Origin of the sequence: Achromobacter sp. HZ01 (genome assembly GCF_003267925.1) — a bacterium.
Classification (GTDB): domain Bacteria; phylum Pseudomonadota; class Gammaproteobacteria; order Burkholderiales; family Burkholderiaceae_B; genus Achromobacter; species Achromobacter pulmonis_A.
On sequence record NZ_LWKV01000003.1, the window covers coordinates 100,047 to 118,216 of the forward strand.

The following is an 18,170-nucleotide window of genomic DNA, read 5'->3' on the forward strand; positions in this document are numbered from 1 at the left end:
TTACGGGCCTTACATGTCTCAGCACCAGGCGCGCAAGCGTTTCGGCCAGAACTTCCTGACCGACGAAAGCGTGGTCGAGTCCATCGTCCGGGCGGTGGCTCCCGCCCGCGGCGATACCGTGGTCGAAATCGGTCCGGGCCTGTCGGCGCTGACCCGGCCGCTGCTGGAACGCCTGGACCACCTGACCGCGGTCGAGATCGACCGCGACCTGGCGGCCCGCCTGCGCAAGCAGTTCGAACCCGGCTGCTTGACCGTGGTCGAGGCGGACGCCCTGACGGTGGATTTTTCCCAGTTCGGCGGCGCGCTGCGCGTCGTGGGCAATTTGCCCTACAACATCTCCAGCCCCTTGCTGTTCCATCTGATGACCTGGGCCGACCACGTGCGCGACCAGCATTTCATGCTGCAGCGCGAAGTGATCGACCGCATGGTGGCGCAGCCGGGCTCGGGCGACTTCAGCCGGCTGTCGGTGATGCTGCAGTCGCGCTACCGCATGCACAAGCTGTTCGACGTGCCGCCCGAGGCCTTCGACCCGCCGCCCAAGGTGGTGTCGGCTATCGTGCGCATGGTGCCGCTGCCGGCCGAGCGCCTGCGCCCGGTCAGCGAACGCGCTTTTGAAACCGTGGTCGCGCGCGCGTTCTCGCAACGCCGCAAGATGCTGCGCCGGGTGCTGGCCGACTGGGCCGCGCAAGTGCCATGGGAAGCGCTGGACATCGCGCCCACCGCCCGCGCCGAGGATATCTCGGTGGACCGCTACATCCGCCTGTCGGACGCGCTGGTCGAGGCGGGGGTGTTGCAGGCGGCGTGAGGCGGTTTCGCGTCACGCGCGTCCTTCTACAACATCCGTTTCTGCGCCGCCATCCACAGTTGTATGACGTCGCGCGCGCGCTCGGTCAGCAGTTTTTCCGCGTCCGTCAGCGCCTGTTGCAGCGTGATGGGGCCGGGCGCCAGGCTGAACGCGGCGCTGATGCCGGCCGCGTGCAGGCCTTCGTAGCCGGCGCCCAGCGAGCCGGCCAGCGCCACCACGGGCACGCCGGCGCGCTGCGCGATCCGGGCTACGCCAGCGGGCGTCTTGCCGCGCAGGGTCTGCGCGTCCATGCGGCCTTCTCCGGTGAAGACCAGCGCGGCGCCTTCGACCGCGGCGGCCAGGCCGCCCAGTTCCGCCACGATCTCCACGCCCGGACGGAAGCGGGCGTTCAGGAACGCCTTGGCCGCGAAACCCAGGCCGCCGGCCGCGCCGGCGCCGGGGGCGTCGCGGTGGTCCGCCGCCAGATGGCGCGCGCACACGTCGGCGAAGTTCGCCAGCATCCGGTCGAGGATTTCCACCTGTTCCGGCGTGGCGCCTTTCTGCGGGCCGAACACGTGCGAGGCGCCCTGCGGGCCGCATAGCGGGTTGTCCACGTCCGAAGCGATGTCGATCCGGATCTGCGCCAGGCGCGGGTCCAGGCCGCGGGCGTCGATGCTGGCCAGCCTGCCGAGCGCGCCGCCGCCCGGCGGCAGAGTGCGGCCGTCGGCGTCGAGCAGCCGCACGCCCAGCGCGGTCAGCATGCCGGCGCCGGCGTCGTTGGTGGCCGATCCGCCCAGGCCCAGGATGATGCGGCTGGCGCCGGCGTCCATGGCGGCCAGCATCAGCTCGCCCACGCCGTGGCTGCTGGCGCGCATCGGGTCGCGCCGCGCGGGCGGAATCAGTTCCAGGCCGGCGGCGGCGGCCATTTCGATCACCGCCGTGCCGTCCGCCAGCAGGCCCCAGTCCGCGTCCACCTTGTAGCCCAGCGCATCGTTCACCGTCTGCTGGCGGGCCTGGCCGCCGGTGGCCGCGAGCACGGCCTCGACCGTGCCTTCGCCGCCGTCGGCCATGGGGATGCAAACGGTATGGGCGCCGGGGAAGGCGAGCTTGACGCCGCGCGCGATGGCCGCGGCCGCGTCGGGCGCGGAAACGCTTTCTTTGAAAGAGTCGGGGGCGATGACGATTTTCACGGGTTCGGACGGGTCTGTTGGGGTTGTCTGATCACCATGATACCTGCGCGCGCGCAGCCGGCGTACCATAACGCTTTTGTCGTTTTAGCGAGAGTGGACCGTCATGCCCGTACTGCGCCGCACCAAAATTGTCGCCACCCTGGGACCCTCGACTTCGACGCCGGAACGCATCGAAGCCATGATCCGCGCCGGGCTGGACGTGGCCCGTCTCAACTTCTCGCACGGCAGCGCGGACGACCACCGCGCACGCGCCCGGCTGGTGCGCGAGATCGCCGCCAGCCAGGGCCGCTTCGTGGCCATCATGGGCGATCTGCAAGGCCCCAAGATCCGCATCGCGCGCTTCATCGACAAGCAGGTGCAACTGCAGGTGGGCCAGCCTTTCACGCTGTCGCGCGCGCATCCCAAGGAGGCCGGCACCGCCAGCATCGTGGGCATCGATTATCCGGAACTGGTGCAGGACTGCCGGGTGGGCGACGAGCTGCTGCTCGATGACGGGCGCGTGGTGCTGGTGGTCGACCGGGTCGAGGGCGACGAGGTCCACACCACCGTGACCGTGGGCGGCCCGCTGTCGAACAACAAGGGCATCAACCGGCGCGGCGGCGGCCTGTCCGCGCCCAGCCTGACCGACAAGGACCGCGTCGACATCAAGCTCGCCGCCGAGATGGAGCTGGACTACGTGGCGGTGTCGTTTCCGCGCTATGGCAGCGATATCGAAGAGGCCCGCACGCTGCTGGCGGCGGCCGGCAGCCAGGCCTGGATCATCGCCAAGATCGAGCGCGCCGAGGCCGTGGCCGACGACGAGGCGCTGGACTCGCTGATCCGCGCCAGCGACGGCGTGATGGTGGCGCGCGGCGACCTGGGCGTGGAAGTGGGCGACGCCGAGCTGGTCGGCATCCAGAAGCGCATCATCCAGCACGCGCGCACGCTGAACAAGGTCGTCATCACGGCCACGCAGATGATGGAGTCCATGATCTCCAGCCCCATGCCGACGCGGGCCGAGGTGTCAGACGTGGCCAACGCGGTGCTGGACTACACCGACGCCGTCATGCTGTCGGCCGAAAGCGCCTCGGGGCAGTATCCGGTCGAGACGGTGCAGGCCATGGCGCGCGTCTGCCTGGGCGCCGAAAAACACCCCACCTCGACCAAGTCGCACCATCGCCTGGGCGAGACCTTCTCGCGCTGCGACGAGACCATCGCGCTGGCCGCGATGTACGCGGCCAACCATTTCCCGGGCGTCAAGGCCATCATCTCGCTGACCGAAAGCGGGCACACGCCGCTGATCATGTCGCGCATCCGTTCGGGCGTGCCGATCTACTGCTACAGCCCGCACAGCGTCACGCAGAACCGCGTGGCGATGTTCCGCGGCGTCTATACCATCCCGTTCGCGCCGTCCGACTACGATCCGGCCGATCTCAGCAATGCCGCCATCGACGAGCTGCGCCGCCGCAACCTGGTGCAGACCGGCGACTGGGTGATCCTGACCAAGGGCGATTTCTACCGCGACAGCGGCGGCACCAACGGCATGAAGATCCTGCTGGTGGACTGAGGCCGCGGCGGCCTCAGCCGAAGAACCAGTAGCACACGCCGATGGCCGCCAGCACGCCGGCCAGGTCGGCGGCCAGCGCGCAGCCCACGGCGTGGCGCGCGCGCAGGATGCCCACCGAGCCGAAGTACACCGCCAGCACGTAGAAGGTGGTCTCGGTGCTGCCCTGGACTACCGCCGACAGCAGCGCCGGGAAGCTGTCCACCCCGAAATGCGTCATGGTCTCCAGCATCATGGCGCGGGCCGCGCTGCCCGAGAACGGCTTGACCAGGGCCGTGGGCAGGGCGTCCACGAAGCGCGTGTCCCAGCCGGCCGACTGCGCCAGCCAGCGGATGCCGTCGAGCAGGAAGTCCAGCGCGCCGGAGGCGCGCAGCACGCCCACCGCGCACAGCATGGCCACCAGATACGGCAACAGGCTCTTGGCGATGTCGAAGCCTTCCTTGGCGCCTTCGATGAAGGCTTCGTAGACCGGCACCTTCTTCCAGGCGCCCGCGATCAGGAACGCCAGCAGGATGCCGAACAGGGTCAGGTTGCCCAGCAGCGAGGACAGCGACGCGATGGCGGCGGCCGACATGCCCGCCAACAGCGTCATGAAGCCGCCCATCAGCAGCGCCGCGCCGCCCAGCCACAGCATGACGACTGGGTCGGCCAGGCGCAGGCGCTGGCAGGCCGCCACCGCCAGAAAGCCGGCCAGCGTCGAGGCGCTGGTGGCCAGCAGGATGGGCAGGAACACCAGGGTCGGGTCGGCCGCGCCCTGCTGCGCGCGGAACATGAACAGCGTGACCGGCAGCAGGGTCAGCGACGAGGCGTTGAGCACCAGGAACAGGATCTGCGCGTTGCTGGCGGTCTCGGGCGTGGGGTTGAGCGACTGCAGCTCGCGCATGGCGCGCAGCCCGATGGGCGTGGCGGCGTTGTCCAGCCCCAGGCCGTTGGCCGCGAAGTTCAGCGTGATCAGGCCGATGGCGGGATGGTTGCGCGGCACTTCCGGCATCAGGCGCGCGAACAGCGGCCCCAGCAGATGCGCCAGCTTTTCCACCAGCCCGGCGCCCTCGGCGATGCGCAGAAAGCCCAGCCACAGGGTCAGGGTGCCGAACAGCAGCACCATCACATCCACCGACACGCGCGCCATGTCGAACAGGCTGGTCACCATCAGGTGGAACACTTCGGGTTCGCTGGCGATCAGCCAGCGGTACAGCGCCGCCGCTGCCGCGGTAAGAAAAAAGCCCAGCCAGAGTTTGTTCAGCATGCGGAAGTTGCCCGGATAGCGATTCGTTGCGCCGCCCATTGTCGCATCCCGACAGGGCTAGGATTGGTCCGAGGGCTGCAATTCTGGTACTTTGGCCCCAAGGGGAGCAACCCGTCACTGCGAGGACCGCTCATGGATTTCAATGCCTGGCGCCGACGCCGCATTTCGGAACCCGCGTACCGCTGGGCGCGCAAGGCGCTGCCGCCGATGTCGGCCACCGAGCGCGAAGCCATCGAGGCCGGCGACACCTGGTGGGACGCGGACCTCTTCACCGGCAACCCCGACTGGCGCAAGCTGCTGGACGTCCCCGCCGCCGCGCTCACCCCGGATGAACAGCGCTTCATCGACGGCCCGGTGGCCCGGCTGTGCGCCATGCTGGACGAATGGGACATCACCTGGACGCGGCGCGACCTGCCGCCCGAGGTCTGGGCCTTTCTCAAGTCCGAACGCTTTTTCGGCATGATCATCCCGCGCCGCTACGGCGGCCTGGGTTTCTCCCCCTATGCGCATTCCGAGGTGGTGCGGCGGATCTCGGCCTATTCCATCACCGCCGGCGTGACCGTCATGGTGCCCAACTCGCTGGGGCCGGGCGAACTGCTGCTGCAGTTCGGCACCCCGGAACAGCGCGACTACTGGCTGCCGCGCCTGGCCGACGGCACCGAAGTGCCGTGCTTCGGCCTCACCAGTCCGGAGGCCGGCTCGGACGCGGCCTCGATGGTGGACACGGGCGTGGTCTGCAGGCAGGTGGTGGACGGGCGCGAACTCGTCGGCATCCGGCTGAACTGGCGCAAGCGCTACATCACGCTGGGGCCGGTGGCCACCGTGCTGGGCCTGGCGTTCAAGATGTCGGACCCGGAAGGCATCCTGGGCGGCCCCGAGGACATCGGCATTTCGGTGGCGCTGGTGCCCACCGACGCGCCCGGCGTGGAGATCGGCCGCCGCCATCTGCCGGCCATGCAGGTGTTCCAGAACGGCCCCAACCGCGGGCGCGACGTGTTCGTGCCGCTGGACGCGCTGATCGGCGGGGCGGGGCGCGCCGGCCACGGCTGGCAGATGCTGATGAGCGCGCTGGCCGCGGGGCGCGGCATTTCGCTGCCGTCGCTGTCGGCCGCCGCCGCCGTCATGTGCGCGCACACCACCGGCATGTACGCGCGCGTGCGCGAGCAGTTCGGCATCCCCGTGGGCAAGTTCGAAGGCGTGCAGGAGCGGCTGGCCGCCCTGGCGGGCAACGCCTATCTGGTGGAGGCCGCGAGGCGCCTGACCTGCGCCGCGCTGAACCAGGACGTCAAGCCGGCGGTGGTGTCGGGCATCATGAAGTACCACGCCACCGAACGCATGCGCGGCTCGGTCAACGACGCGATGGACATCCACGCGGGCCGCGCCGTCATGGACGGCCCCGGCAACTACCTGGGCGCGCTGTACCGCGCCGTGCCCATCGCCATCACGGTCGAGGGCGCGAATATCCTGACGCGCAACCTGATCATCTTCGGCCAGGGCGCGATCCGCGCCCATCCCTACCTGATGCCGGAAATGCTGGCGCTGGCCAATCCCGACGAGGAGCGCGGCATCGCCGTGTTCCACGACGTGTTCTGGCGCCACCTGCGCCATGCGGCGCGCAACGCGCTGCGCGCGATCGGCCGCGCCTGGACCGGCGGGGTGCTGGCGCCCGCGCCGGTCTCCGGCCCCACGGCCGGGCATTACCGCCGGCTGGGCCGCTACGCGGCGGGCTTCGCCCTGCTGGCCGACGCCACGCTGGCGCAGCTGGGCGGCGCGCTCAAGCGCCGCGAGATGATCTCGGCCCGGCTGGGCGACATCCTGTCGGAGCTGTACCTGCAGTCCGCGGTGCTCAAGCGTTGGGAGGACGAGGGCCGCAAGCACGACGACCTGCCCCTGGTGCACTGGTGCCTGGAGCAGGGCTATGCAAGCATCGAGAAAAGCATGGACCAGGTGCTGCGCAACCTGCCCGGGCGCGCGCTGGCCTGGGGCCTGCGCGCGGCCATCCTGCCGCTGCGCCTGGCGCGCGGGCCGGGCGACGCGCTGACGCGCGAATGCGCCGAACTGCTGCTCAGGCCTTCGCCGACCCATGCGCGGCTGGCCGCCGACCTGCAGCGCGAGCCGGGCGGCGCGCAGGCCGGCGACGATCCGGTAAGCCTGCTGACGCGCGCCTTCGCGCTGGCCGACGCGGTGCAGCCGCTACGCGACCGGCTGCGCCAGTCCGGCGTGCGCGACTGGCGCGAGGCGCACCGGCGCGGCGCCATCACGGATATCCAGGCCGCTCAGATCGAGGAGGCCGAGACCGTGGTGTCGCGGGTGTTGCAGGTGGATGATTTCGCGCCGGAGGAATTGACGCCGCCGGACGGCGTCAATCGTCCTGCTTCGGGTCCATGCCCGGAAACAGGATCTCGGTGAATCCGAACTTCGAGAAATCCTCGATGCGCGACGGGTACAGGCGGCCGATCAGGTGGTCGCATTCGTGCTGCACCACGCGGGCGTGGAAGCCTTCGGCCTCGCGTTCGATGAGCTGGCCGTAGGGGTCGCGTCCGCGGTAGAGGATGCGGCGGTAGCGCGGCACCAGGCCGCGCAGGCCCGGCACCGACAGGCAGCCTTCCCAGCCGTCCTCGCGCTCGTCGGACAGCGGCGTGATGACGGGATTGCACAGGATGGTCTGCGGCACCGCGGGCGCGTCGGGATAGCGCTCGTTGCGGTCGAAACCGAAGATCACCAGCTGCAGGTCCATGCCGATCTGCGGCGCGGCCAGGCCCACCCCCTGCGCGGCGGCCATGGTCTCGAACATGTCGTCGATCAGCGCGTGCAGCTCGGGCGTGTCGAAGCGTTCCACGGGCGCGGCCACGCGCAGCAGGCGCGGGTCGCCCATTTTCAGGATGGGGTGGATCATGGGCGGGCCTCTTGGCGCTCAGTCTTCGCGGCCTTTCTTCTCGATGAACTCGATCTTGTAGCCGTCAGGGTCCTCGACGAAGGCGATGACGGTCTTGCCGTGCTTCATGGGGCCGGCCTCGCGCGTGACCTTGCCGCCTTTCTGCTTGACCTTTTCACAGGCCTCGTAGGCGTTGTCCACTTCCAGGGCGATGTGGCCGTAGCCGGTGCCCAGGTCGTATTTGTCGGTGTCCCAGTTGTGGGTCAGTTCGATGACCGCGCCTTCGGACTCGTCTTGATAACCCACGAAGGCCAGCGTGAACTTGCCGTCGGGATAGTCCTTGCGGCGCAGCACGCGCATGCCGAGCACGTTGGTGTAGAAGTCGATGGATTTGTCGAGGTTGCCGACTCGCAGCATGGTGTGGAGCATACGCATGGGGATATTCCTTGTACGGTGGAGAGGCGCGCCGCCTCAGAACTGAGGGAGGGACGCGGGATCGTGGCGCCGCAGGATCTTCTTGGCGTCTTCGAAGCCGGGCAGGATCTGTCCCACTTCGCGCCAGAAGTCCTGACTGTGGTTCATTTCGCGCAGATGGGCAAGTTCGTGCGCGATGACGTAATCGATGATGGCGGGCGCGAAATGAATCAAGCGCCAGTTGAGCATGATGTTGCCGTCGCTGGTGCACGAGCCCCAGCGCGTGGCGGCCGAGGACAGGCGCCAGCGGCGGATCTTCAGCCCGCTGATTTGCAGGAAATGGGCCAGGCGCGCGCCGAACCAGGCGCCGGCCCGCTGCTGCAGCCAGGCCTGGGCGGCGTCGCGGATGCGGCCCTGATCGGCCGACGAAGGCAGCGCCAGCCAGAGCGTGTCGCCGTCCTCGGGGGCCTCGGCGTCGCCCGACAGATAGGCCTGGCGGCTGTCGCCGCCCACGCCGATGACGATGCGCTTGCCCAGGTAGGGCAGTTCGCCGCCGGGCTGCCAGCGGGTGTGCGCCATGGCCAGCTGCTGCTTGCGGGAATGCCATTCGCGCAGCTTGGTGAGGATCCAGCGGGATTTTTCGCGCACGGCGTCGTCGATCTGCCCCAGCGTGACCCAGTTGGGGGCGGTGACGCGCAGGCCGTCGTCCGTGACCACGAAGCCGATGCTGCGGCGGCGCGAGCGCAGCAGCACGAAGCCGATGGGCTGCTGCTCGGTCGCGACTTCGCGCCAGCGCGCGCCGGGCGGCAGCGGATCGGGGCAGGGCGTGGGCACGCGCGAGGCGGCGTTGGGAGACAGCGTCAGCAGCGGCTCGCCGGCGGCAGCGGAAGGCTGCGGGGCGCCGGGGTGGAGCGGTTTGGGCGGGACCGGCCTGGGCGCGGACGCGGCGGGTCCGGCGGGCGGCCGCGAGGCGCCTTCGGGCGCGCCTTGCGGCTGCACGTCGAACAGGAGCTCTAGCTGGTCAGGGCTGGACATACCTTTCAGGATTGAGACGCCGCATTTCCCCTTCGATCCAGTCCTGAACCTTCTGGTTCAGTTCCTCGGGGGAGAGTCCCTGGGATTCTATCGCGGGTCCGATCGACAGGGTGACCATACCCGGACGCTTTACGAAGGCGTTGCGCCGCCAGCATTCGCCGGCGTTATGCGCCACCGGGATGACCACGGCGCCGGTGCGCGAGGCCAGCAGCGCGCCGCCCATCTTGTAGCGGCCGACCTTGCCGGGCGCGACCCGGGTGCCCTCCGGGAACAGCAGCGGCCAGCGGCCTTCGTCCAGGCGGGTCTGGCCCTGCCTGACCACCTGTTCGAAGGCGTCGCGCCCCTTGGCGCGGTCGATGGCGATCATGCGCAACAGCGCCAGGCCCCAGCCGAAGAACGGCACCATGTGCAGTTCTTTCTTGTAGACGAAGCAGACCTCGCGCGGCATATAGGCCGGGAAAAACAGCGTTTCCCAGGCGGACTGGTGCTTGGACAGCAGCACCGCCGGGCCGTCGGGCAGGTTTTCCCAGCCCTTGACCTGCCAGCGGATGCCGCAGAAAAAGCGCGCGCCCCAGATGGCCAGGCGCGGCCAGCCCACCGTCAGCCTGTAGCGCCAGTGCAGCGGCAGCGGCGCCCACAGGATGCAGGCGAAGGCGTAGGGGATGACCGTGACGGCCAGGAACAGGGCGTACAGCAGCGAACGGAGCCAGGCCATCGGGTCAGGCGTCCTGCAGCAGGGCGTCGACCACGGCCGACAGGTCGTCGCACACCCGCGTGTTCTCGGGCAGGCCGCCCTTGGCCAGCGCCTTCCTGCCGTTGCCGGTCAGCACCAGCCACGGCGAGCAGCCGGCCGCCGACGAGGCCTGCAGGTCGCGCAGCGAGTCGCCCACCGCCGGCACGCCGGCCAGGTCCACGTCGTAGCGGTGCCCGATCTGCTCGAACATGCCCGGCCGCGGCTTGCGGCAGCTGCAGTTGTCGTCGGGGCCGTGCGGGCACATGAAGATGGCGTCGATGGCGCCGCCCACGGCGGCCAGTTCGCGGCGCAGCTTGGCGTGGATGGCGGTCAGCGTGTCCATGTCGAACAGGCCGCGCGCCAGCCCGGACTGGTTGGTGGCGACCACCACTCGCCAGCCGGCCTGGTTCAGCCGGGCGATGGCCTGCAGGCTGCCGGGCAGGGCGATCCATTCGTCGGGATTCTTGACGAACGCATCGCTGTCCTGGTTGATGACGCCGTCGCGGTCGAGGATGATGAGTTTCACTGTGCGAGCCTGGAAATGTCTGCCACCTGGTTCATCAGGCCATGCAGCTGCGCCAGCAGGGCCAGCCGGTTGGCGCGCACGGCCGGGTCTTCGGCCATGACCATGACGTCGGCGAAAAAGGCGTCCACCGGCTCGCGCACCTGCGCCAGCGTGCTGAGGCTGCCGGCGAAGTCGCCGGCGGCCAGCTGCGCCTCGGCCTGCGGACGCAGCGCCGACATGGCGGCGGCCAGCGCTTTCTCGGCGGGCTCGGCCAGCGCGGCCGCGTCGACCGCGCCGATCTCGCCTTCGGCCTTCTTCAGCAGGTTACCGATGCGCTTGTTGGCGGCCGCCAGGCTGGCGGCCTCGGGCAGCTGCGCGAACGCGGCGGCGGCGCGCACGCGCTCGGCGGCCTGGTGCAGCGGCGGGGTCAGGGCGATCACGGCTTCCACCGCGTTGCGGTCGAAGTCGTTGATGAGCTGGTTGCGATAGCGCTCGTAGATGAAGGCGCGCACCTCGGCCAGCGTGCCGGCCGGGATCTTGCCGGCCGGGAAGGTGCCGGCGGCCAGTTCCAGCAGGCCGTCCAGCGACAGCGGACCGTCTGCGCTGATCTTCAGCCAGCCGCCCGCGGCCAGCTGCTCGAACGCGCTGATCAGGCCCAGCGCCGCGCGGCGCAGGCCGAACGGATCGCGCTCGCCGGTGGGGGCCAGGCCGATGGCCCAGATGCCGACCAGGGTTTCCACGCGTTCGGCGATGAACAGCACGGCGGCGGTCAGCGATTCCGGCGTGACGGGCGTGTCGTAGCGGTTGCGGTACTGGTTGCGCAGGGCCTGCACCACGCTGTCGGGCTCGCCGTCGCCCGCCGCGTAGTACGCGCCCATGACGCCCTGCAGCTCGGGGAATTCGCCCACCATGTTGGAGCCCAGGTCGGCCTTGGCCAGCAGGGCGGCGCGGTCGGCGGCGGCGACGTCGCCGCCCAGCTTTTCGGCCACGCCGCGGGCGATGGCGCGCACGCGCTCGACGCGTTCGAGCTGGGTGCCCAGCTTGTTGTGGTAGACGATGGAGCCCAGCTGCTCGACGCGCGCGGCCAGCGGCGTCTTGCGGTCGGTTTCAAAGAAGAACTGCGCGTCGGCCAGGCGCGGGCGCACCACGCGCTGGTTGCCTTCGATGATGTTCACCGGATCGTCCGTGCGCATATTGCTCACGATCAGGAAACGGTGGGTCAGGCGGCCGGTGGCCGGATCGAACAGCGGGAAGTATTTCTGGTTCAGCCGCATGGTCAGGATCAGGCATTCCTGCGGCACTTGCAGGAACTGTTCCTCGAACTGGCCGACGTAGACCGTGGGCTGCTCGACCAGCGCGGTGACTTCGTCCAGCAGCGCCGCCACTTCCGGGTCGTCGCCCAGGGTGGCGGACAGGCGGGCGGCGTGGTCCTGCAGCTGGCGCGCGATTTCGTCGCGGCGGCCTTCGAACGAGGCCACCACGTTGCCGCGCTCGGCCAGCGTGGCGGCGTAGGCGTCGGCGTCGGTAAAGGAGACGGGGCCGGCGCTCATGAAGCGGTGGCCCAGCGTTTCGCGGCCGGCCGCCAGGCCCAGCGCCGACACCGGCACCACGTCGGCGCCGAACAGCGCCACCAGCCCGTGCGCCGGGCGCACGAACTTGACGGTGGTGACCCCGTCGGCCAGCTGGTAGCGCATGACCTTGGGGATGGGCAGGCCGTCGATGGCGGCGTCCAGGCCTTCCTGCAGGCCGGCGGCCAGCTGCGCGCCGGGGGCCGTGCCGCGGGCCACCAGGTAGTCCTGCTTGCCGTCGGACTCGCGTTCCAGCTTGGCGACGTCCAGGTGCTCCAGGCCCTTGGCGGCCAGCTTCTTCTGCAGCGCGGGCGTGGCGCTGCCGTCTTCGGCCAGGCCGATCTTCACCGGCATCAGTTTTTCGGCGTAGGGCTGGTCGGGCGCCTGCGCCAGCACGGCCGACAGATGCACGGCCAGGCGGCGCGGCGTGGCGTAGGCGGTCGCGGCGCAGCCCTCGGCCAGCAGGCCGTGGCGTTCAAGCGTGGTGCGCACGCCTTCGGCAAAGGCCTGGCCCAGCTTTTGCAGGGCCTTGGGCGGAAGTTCTTCGGTCAGCAGTTCGACCAGCAGCGGGCGGATGTTCGTCGTCATTTATGCTGCCTCCCCGGCGGCCTTGTCGCGGCCCAGCATGGGAAAGCCCAGTCGTTCGCGGGAATCGTAATAGGCCTGTGCGACGGCGCGCGACAGGTTGCGGATGCGGCCGATGTAGGCGGCGCGCTCGGTCACGCTGATCGCGCCGCGCGCGTCCAGCATGTTGAAGGTGTGGGCGGCTTTCAGCGCGGCCTCGTAGGCCGGCAGCGCCAGCGGCACGTCCATCAGGCGCTTGGCCTCGGCTTCGTAGTCGTTGAAGTGCGCGAACAGCATCTCGGCCGAGGAGTGCTCGAAGTTGTAGGTGGACTGCTCCACCTCGTTCTGGTGGAACACGTCGCGGTACAGCACGCGGTTGCCGTTGGCGCCTTCGGTCCAGACCAGGTCGTACACGCTTTGCACGTCCTGCAGGTACATGGCCAGGCGTTCCAGACCGTAGGTGATTTCACCGGTGGTCGGGGTGCAGTCCAGGCCGCCCACCTGCTGGAAGTACGTGAATTGCGTGACTTCCATGCCGTTGAGCCAGACTTCCCAGCCCAGGCCCCAGGCGCCCAGCGTGGGGTTTTCCCAGTCGTCCTCGACGAAGCGGATGTCGTGCTGCGCGGGGTCGATGCCCAGCGCCTTGAGCGAACCGATGTACAGATCCAGGATTTCGGGCGGCGCCGGCTTCAGCACGACCTGGTACTGGTAATAGTGCTGCAGGCGGTTGGGGTTTTCGCCGTAGCGCCCGTCCTTGGGACGGCGCGAGGGCTGCACGTAGGCGGCGCGCCAGGGTTCCGGGCCGATCGCGCGCAGGAACGTGGCGGTGTGCGAGGTGCCGGCGCCGACTTCCATGTCGTAGGGTTGCAGCAGGGCGCAACCCTGCTTGTCCCAGTATTCCTGGAGCGTAAGGATGATTTGCTGAAAGGTGAGCATAGGATTCTTGGAATTCGGCCGCCGGGCAAGGCCTGCCCTGGGCGTGGGAAACCTGGCATTTTAACTGGCGCCGGGCCGGCCCGCCGGCGGGCGGCGCATGGACGGTTACATTCCTGCCCGCGCGGGGGCCGGAAGCAGGGGGCAACCAATGGTCGTATGATTCCGGGTTGAGCCAAGTCTTATATAAAAGCCAGGAACCCGATTCCTCGGAATCCCGAAAAAGGAGCAGCCCCTCATGTCCGACCTGATCAAGGTAGAAGTCACCGACGGCATCCAGATCATCACGATCAACCGTCCCGAGGCCAAGAACGCCATCAACCTGGAAACCGCGCAGGCCCTGGCCGCGGCGCTGGACCAGCTCGACGGCAGCGACGACATCCGCATCGGCATCCTGACCGGCGCCGGGGGCACGTTCTGCTCGGGCATGGACCTCAAGGCCTTCGCCGCCACCGGCCAGCGCCCCTACGTGGACGGCCGCGGTTTCGGCGGCCTGGCCGAACGCCCGCCCAAGAAGCCGCTGATCGCCGCGGTCGAAGGCTACGCGCTGGCCGGCGGCTGCGAGCTGACCCTGGCCTCGGACCTGATCGTGGCCGCCAACAACGCCAAGTTCGGCCTGCCTGAAGTCAAGCGCGGCCTGGTGGCCGGCGCCGGCGGCATGCTGCGCCTGCCGCGCCGCCTGCCGTACCATATCGCCATGGAGGTCATCCTGACCGGCGACATGTTCACGGCCGAGCGCGCCCACGCCTTCGGCCTGGTGAACCGCCTGACCGAGCCGGGCGGCGCCCTGGCCGGCGCGCTGGAACTGGCCCGCACCATCGTCGAGAACGGGCCCCTGTCGGTGCAGACCGCCAAGAGCATCGTGTCGCAGTCCGGCGACTGGACGCAGGAAGAAATGTTCGACCGCCAGCGTCCGCTGGCCGCCCACATCTTCACGTCGGCCGACGCGAAAGAGGGCGCCACCGCTTTCGCCGAAAAGCGCAAGCCGGTCTGGCAGGGGAAATGAGCCCCCACGCCGCGCACGCTATCGCGCGCTTGCTGCCCCCCGAGGGGGCGTTTTTTGCCTTGGGGCGGCCCGGCGGCAAAAAAGCTTTCTATTTCGCGTGTCTGACTGCTCCAGCTGGCCGCGCGTTCTTTTCGTTATTTCTTTAGATCGTATATAGCCATGTCCGTCATCATCAAAGAAGAAGACTTCATCCAGTCGATCGCCGACGGGATCCAGTTCATCAGCTACTACCATCCGGTGGACTACATCCGCCATCTGGCCCGCGCCTACGAGCGCGAGGAAAGCCCGGCCGCGCGCGACGCGATGGCCCAGATCCTGACCAACTCGCGCATGTGCGCCGAAGGCAAGCGTCCGCTGTGCCAGGACACCGGCATCGTCAACGTGTTCCTGAAGGTCGGCATGGACGTGCGCTTCGACACCAAGCGCACCCTGCAGGAACTGTGCGACGAAGGCGTGCGCCGCGGCTACCTGAACCCGGACAATCCGCTGCGCGCCTCCGTGCTGGAAGACCCGCTCTTCACGCGCAAGAACACCCGCGACAACACGCCCTGTATCCTGCACGTCGAACTGGTCCCGGGCGACAAGGTCGACGTGCAGCTGGCCTCCAAGGGCGGCGGCTCCGAGAACAAGTCCAAGTTCGCCATGCTCAACCCCAGCGACTCGCTGGTGGACTGGGTGCTCAAGACGGTCCCGACCATGGGCGCCGGCTGGTGCCCGCCGGGCATGCTGGGCATCGGCGTCGGCGGCACCGCCGAAAAAGCCATGCTGATGGCCAAGCAGTCGCTGATGGAAGACATCGACATGTACGAGCTGCTGGCGCGCGGCCCGCAGAGCAAGCTGGAAGAGCTGCGCATCGAGCTGTACGAAAAGGTCAACGCGCTGGGCATCGGCGCCCAGGGCCTGGGCGGCCTGACCACGGTGCTGGACGTCAAGATCAACACCTTCCCCACGCACGCGGCCTCCAAGCCCGTTGCCATGATCCCGAACTGCGCCGCCACCCGCCACGCGCATTTCGAGCTGGACGGCTCCGGCCCGGCGCGCCTCGACCCGCCGGCCCTGTCGGAATGGCCGGAAGTGCACTGGGCGCCCGACTACAACAAGTCCAGGCAGGTGGACCTGAACACGCTGACCAAGGAAGAAGTGGCCAGCTGGAAGCCGGGCCAGACCCTGCTGCTGTCGGGCAAGATGCTGACCGGCCGCGACGCCGCGCACAAGCGCATCCAGGACATGCTGGCCAAGGGCGAGCCGCTGCCGGTGGACTTCACCAACCGCGTCATCTACTACGTCGGCCCGGTCGATCCGGTGCGCGACGAAGTGGTCGGCCCGGCCGGCCCCACCACCGCCACCCGCATGGACAAGTTCACCGGCATGATGCTGGAGCAGACCGGCCTGATCGCCATGATCGGCAAGTCCGAGCGCGGCCCGGTCGCCATCGACGCCATCAAGAAGCACGGCTCGGCCTACCTGATGGCCGTGGGCGGCGCGGCCTACCTGGTGTCCAAGGCCATCCGCGGCGCCAAGGTGCTGGGCTTCGCCGACCTGGGCATGGAAGCCATCTACGAGTTCGACGTGAAGGACATGCCGGTGACGGTGGCGGTCGACGCCCAGGGTACCTCGGTCCACACGACGGGACCGAAGGAATGGCAGGCCCGGATCGGCAAGATTCCGGTCGCCGTGGCGTAATTACGGGGCCTTCAACCCGGCGCGGTATGCGGCGATGTCCCGCGGCGATTTGCCCAGGACGTCGCGCAGCACTTCCTCGGTGTGTTCGCCCAGCAGCGGCGGCGCATTGCGGTACCGCACCGGGGTTTCCGACAGGCGCAGCGGGCTGGCCGTCACGGCCGCCTGTCCGCCCGCGGGATGCGGCAGGTCGCGGCGCAGCTGCCGCGCCTCGGCCTGCGGATGCGCGAAAGCCTGCGCGATGTCGTTGATGGGGCCGCAGGGCACGCCCGCGGCTTCCAGTTTCGCGATCCACTCGTCGCGCCGTCCCTGGCGCATAATCGCGGCCAGCATGCCGACCAGCAGCTCGCGGTTGGCGATGCGCAATCGGTTGGTGGCGAAACGCGGATCGTCGCCCAGCTCCGCCGCGCCGATGGCGGCGCAATACGCGCGGTACTGCGATTCATTGCCGGTGGCCACGATCAGATGGCCGTCGCTGGCGGCGAACACCTGGTAGGGCACCACGTTCTGGTGCGCGTTGCCGGCGCGCGAGGGCGCCACGCCGGAGTTGAAGTAATTGGAGTTCTGGTTGGCCAGCATCGCCACGTGGCTGTCGAACAGCGCGATGTCCAGGTGCTGGCCCAGGCCGCTGCGATGGCGCTCGTTGAGCGCGGCCAGTATCGCCACCGTGGCGTACATGCCGGTGATGATGTCGGTCACCGCCACGCCGGCCTTTTGCGGCCCGCCGCCGGGCAGGTCGTCGCGTTCTCCGGTGATGCTCATCAGGCCGCCCAGGCCCTGGATCATGAAGTCATAGCCGGGACGGCCGGCATACGGGCCGTCCTGGCCGAAGCCGGTGACCGAGCAATAGATCAGGCGCGGGTTGATTTCCCTGAGGCTGGCGTAGTCCAGGCCGTACTTGGCCAGCCCGCCCACCTTGAAATTCTCGACCAGGATGTCGCTGGCCGTCGCCAGCTCGCGGATCAGCGCCGCGCCCGCGGGCGTGGCCATGTCGGCCTCGATCGAGCGCTTGTTGCGGTTGGCGCTGAGGTAATAGGCGGATTCCTCGGTGTCGCGGCCCTCGCCATCCTTCAGGAACGGCGGGCCCCAGGCGCGGGTGTCGTCGCCCACGCGCGGACGCTCGACCTTGATGACGTCGGCGCCCAGGTCGGCCAGGTTCTGCGTGCACCAGGGGCCGGCCAGGATGCGCGAAAGGTCCAGCACGCGGATGCCGTCCAGGGCGGGAGCGCGCGTCATGGCCGCAGCTCCGCGGTGCCGTTGCTCAGCACCACCACGTCGCGCTCGCGGGCGCGGGCCAGGAAGCGGATCTGCCCGTCCGGCATGCGCCAGATGTCGCACTGCAGGGTCTCGCCGGGATAGACCGGCGCCGAGAAGCGCGTGTTCAGGCTGACCAGGCGCGAGGCGTCGTAGTCGCAGCAGCTCCTGACGATGGCGTGCGCCGCCATGCCGTAGGTGCACAGCCCGTGCAGGATGGGGCGCGGATAGCCGGCGCGGCGCGCCACTTCCGGATCGGCATGCAGCGGATTGCGGTCGGCGTTCAGGCGATACAGCAGCGCGGCGTTGGGCGCGATGCGCAGCTCGCAGCGCAGGTCCGGATCGCCGTCCGGGGCGGCCGGAAGCGGCGGCGGGCCGGCGTCGCCCTGGCCGAAGCCGCCGTCGCCGCGGCAGAAAGTGCTTTGCTGCAAGGTCGCCAGGCAGGCGCCGTCCTCGCCGTGCAGCGTGCGTTCGGTGACGATGAGCGCGCCCTTGTCCGCGCCCTTGTCGATCACGTGGGTGTTGCGGCTCCTGCCGACGACCACGCCGCTTGCCGGCAGCGGCGCGTGCAGCGTCAGGCGCTGCTCGCCGTGCACCACCTTGACCCAGTCGATGCCGGCGCGCGGGTCCTGCACCCAGAAGCCGGGATAGCCCAGCACCACGCTCATGGTGGGAAAGGCCTGCAGGCCCTGTTCGTAGACGTAGCGCAGCTGGCCGGCGTCCTCGGGGTCCTGCCCCAGGCCGATGCCCAGCGCATAAAGCATGGCGTCTTTCTCGTCGTAGCGCTGGCGCACTTCGTCGAAGCGCCAGTTCTTCACGGTTGCATAGTCCAGGGGCATG

At 69.3% G+C, this 18,170-nt stretch carries 15 protein-coding genes and 1 pseudogene; 5 read left to right on the plus strand and 11 right to left on the minus strand.

Annotated elements, in window-relative coordinates; all coding sequences use genetic code 11:
* Positions 1 to 13 precede the first annotated feature (13 nt).
* Entirely contained in the window at positions 14 to 805 is a 792-nt protein-coding gene (gene rsmA, locus A6B37_RS16505; protein WP_111826388.1) for a 16S rRNA (adenine(1518)-N(6)/adenine(1519)-N(6))-dimethyltransferase RsmA, read from the plus strand.
* 26 nt (positions 806 to 831) lie between these two features.
* Here rsmA and A6B37_RS16510 read toward each other — a convergent pair whose 3' ends face one another.
* A complete protein-coding gene (locus tag A6B37_RS16510) occupies positions 832 to 1,974 on the minus strand; it encodes a glycerate kinase (RefSeq protein WP_111826389.1) in 1,143 nt (380 codons plus the stop codon).
* A 103-nt stretch (positions 1,975 to 2,077) separates the two neighbouring features.
* Between A6B37_RS16510 and pyk the strand changes: the two genes are divergently transcribed.
* Positions 2,078 to 3,520, plus strand: coding sequence for a pyruvate kinase (gene pyk / locus A6B37_RS16515; RefSeq protein WP_111826390.1), 1,443 nt, complete (start codon positions 2,078 to 2,080; stop codon positions 3,518 to 3,520).
* A 13-nt stretch (positions 3,521 to 3,533) separates the two neighbouring features.
* Here pyk and A6B37_RS16520 read toward each other — a convergent pair whose 3' ends face one another.
* On the minus strand, positions 3,534 to 4,763 hold the full coding sequence (locus tag A6B37_RS16520; RefSeq protein ID WP_111826679.1) for a spore maturation protein: 1,230 nt from the start codon (positions 4,761 to 4,763) through the stop codon (positions 3,534 to 3,536).
* Between the two features lie 132 nt (positions 4,764 to 4,895).
* Between A6B37_RS16520 and A6B37_RS16525 the strand changes: the two genes are divergently transcribed.
* Entirely contained in the window at positions 4,896 to 7,172 is a 2,277-nt protein-coding gene (locus A6B37_RS16525) for an acyl-CoA dehydrogenase (RefSeq protein WP_111826391.1), read from the plus strand.
* Here the strand turns inward: A6B37_RS16525 and def are convergent.
* From def to glyQ, 7 genes and pseudogenes are all read right to left on the minus strand, one after another.
* Positions 7,126 to 7,659 (minus strand): peptide deformylase, encoded by a 534-nt coding sequence (def, locus tag A6B37_RS16530; protein WP_102775474.1) that lies wholly within the window; start codon positions 7,657 to 7,659, stop codon positions 7,126 to 7,128. The genes A6B37_RS16525 and def overlap by 47 nt on opposite strands.
* 18 nt (positions 7,660 to 7,677) lie before the next feature.
* Positions 7,678 to 8,073 (minus strand): lactoylglutathione lyase, encoded by a 396-nt coding sequence (gloA, locus tag A6B37_RS16535; RefSeq protein ID WP_102775475.1) that lies wholly within the window; start codon positions 8,071 to 8,073, stop codon positions 7,678 to 7,680.
* A 36-nt stretch (positions 8,074 to 8,109) separates the two neighbouring features.
* On the minus strand, positions 8,110 to 9,087 hold the full coding sequence (locus A6B37_RS16540; protein WP_111826392.1) for a SprT family zinc-dependent metalloprotease: 978 nt from the start codon (positions 9,085 to 9,087) through the stop codon (positions 8,110 to 8,112).
* Positions 9,074 to 9,802: a lysophospholipid acyltransferase family protein gene (locus tag A6B37_RS16545; RefSeq protein ID WP_102775477.1), complete on the minus strand. Its 729-nt coding sequence runs from the start codon at positions 9,800 to 9,802 to the stop codon at positions 9,074 to 9,076. The genes A6B37_RS16540 and A6B37_RS16545 overlap by 14 nt, the downstream gene beginning before the upstream one ends.
* 4 nt (positions 9,803 to 9,806) lie before the next feature.
* A pseudogene (gmhB, locus tag A6B37_RS16550) lies at positions 9,807 to 10,409 on the minus strand (D-glycero-beta-D-manno-heptose 1,7-bisphosphate 7-phosphatase); the annotation flags it as partial.
* A complete protein-coding gene (gene glyS / locus A6B37_RS16555) occupies positions 10,343 to 12,481 on the minus strand; it encodes a glycine--tRNA ligase subunit beta (RefSeq protein WP_111826393.1) in 2,139 nt (712 codons plus the stop codon). The gene glyS and the pseudogene gmhB, both read right to left, overlap by 67 nt.
* Entirely contained in the window at positions 12,482 to 13,393 is a 912-nt protein-coding gene (glyQ, locus tag A6B37_RS16560) for a glycine--tRNA ligase subunit alpha (RefSeq protein ID WP_102775480.1), read from the minus strand.
* A 235-nt stretch (positions 13,394 to 13,628) separates the two neighbouring features.
* On the opposite strand from glyQ, the gene A6B37_RS16565 reads away from it, so the two are divergent.
* Together A6B37_RS16565 and A6B37_RS16570 are read left to right on the plus strand one after the other, a co-directional pair.
* On the plus strand, positions 13,629 to 14,396 hold the full coding sequence (locus A6B37_RS16565) for a crotonase/enoyl-CoA hydratase family protein (protein WP_102775481.1): 768 nt from the start codon (positions 13,629 to 13,631) through the stop codon (positions 14,394 to 14,396).
* A 159-nt stretch (positions 14,397 to 14,555) separates the two neighbouring features.
* Positions 14,556 to 16,079 carry a fumarate hydratase gene (locus A6B37_RS16570; RefSeq protein ID WP_111826394.1) on the plus strand — a complete coding sequence of 508 codons (1,524 nt, stop codon included), beginning with the start codon at positions 14,556 to 14,558 and terminating at the stop codon, positions 16,077 to 16,079.
* On the opposite strand, the gene A6B37_RS16575 is transcribed toward A6B37_RS16570, so the two are convergent.
* Both A6B37_RS16575 and A6B37_RS16580 read right to left on the minus strand, forming a co-directional pair.
* Positions 16,080 to 17,312 (minus strand): CaiB/BaiF CoA-transferase family protein, encoded by a 1,233-nt coding sequence (locus A6B37_RS16575; RefSeq protein WP_111826395.1) that lies wholly within the window; start codon positions 17,310 to 17,312, stop codon positions 16,080 to 16,082.
* A complete protein-coding gene (locus A6B37_RS16580) occupies positions 17,309 to 18,169 on the minus strand; it encodes a MaoC/PaaZ C-terminal domain-containing protein (RefSeq protein WP_111826396.1) in 861 nt (286 codons plus the stop codon). Before A6B37_RS16580 ends, A6B37_RS16575 begins: the two co-directional genes overlap by 4 nt.
* Position 18,170: the final 1 nt, after the last annotated feature.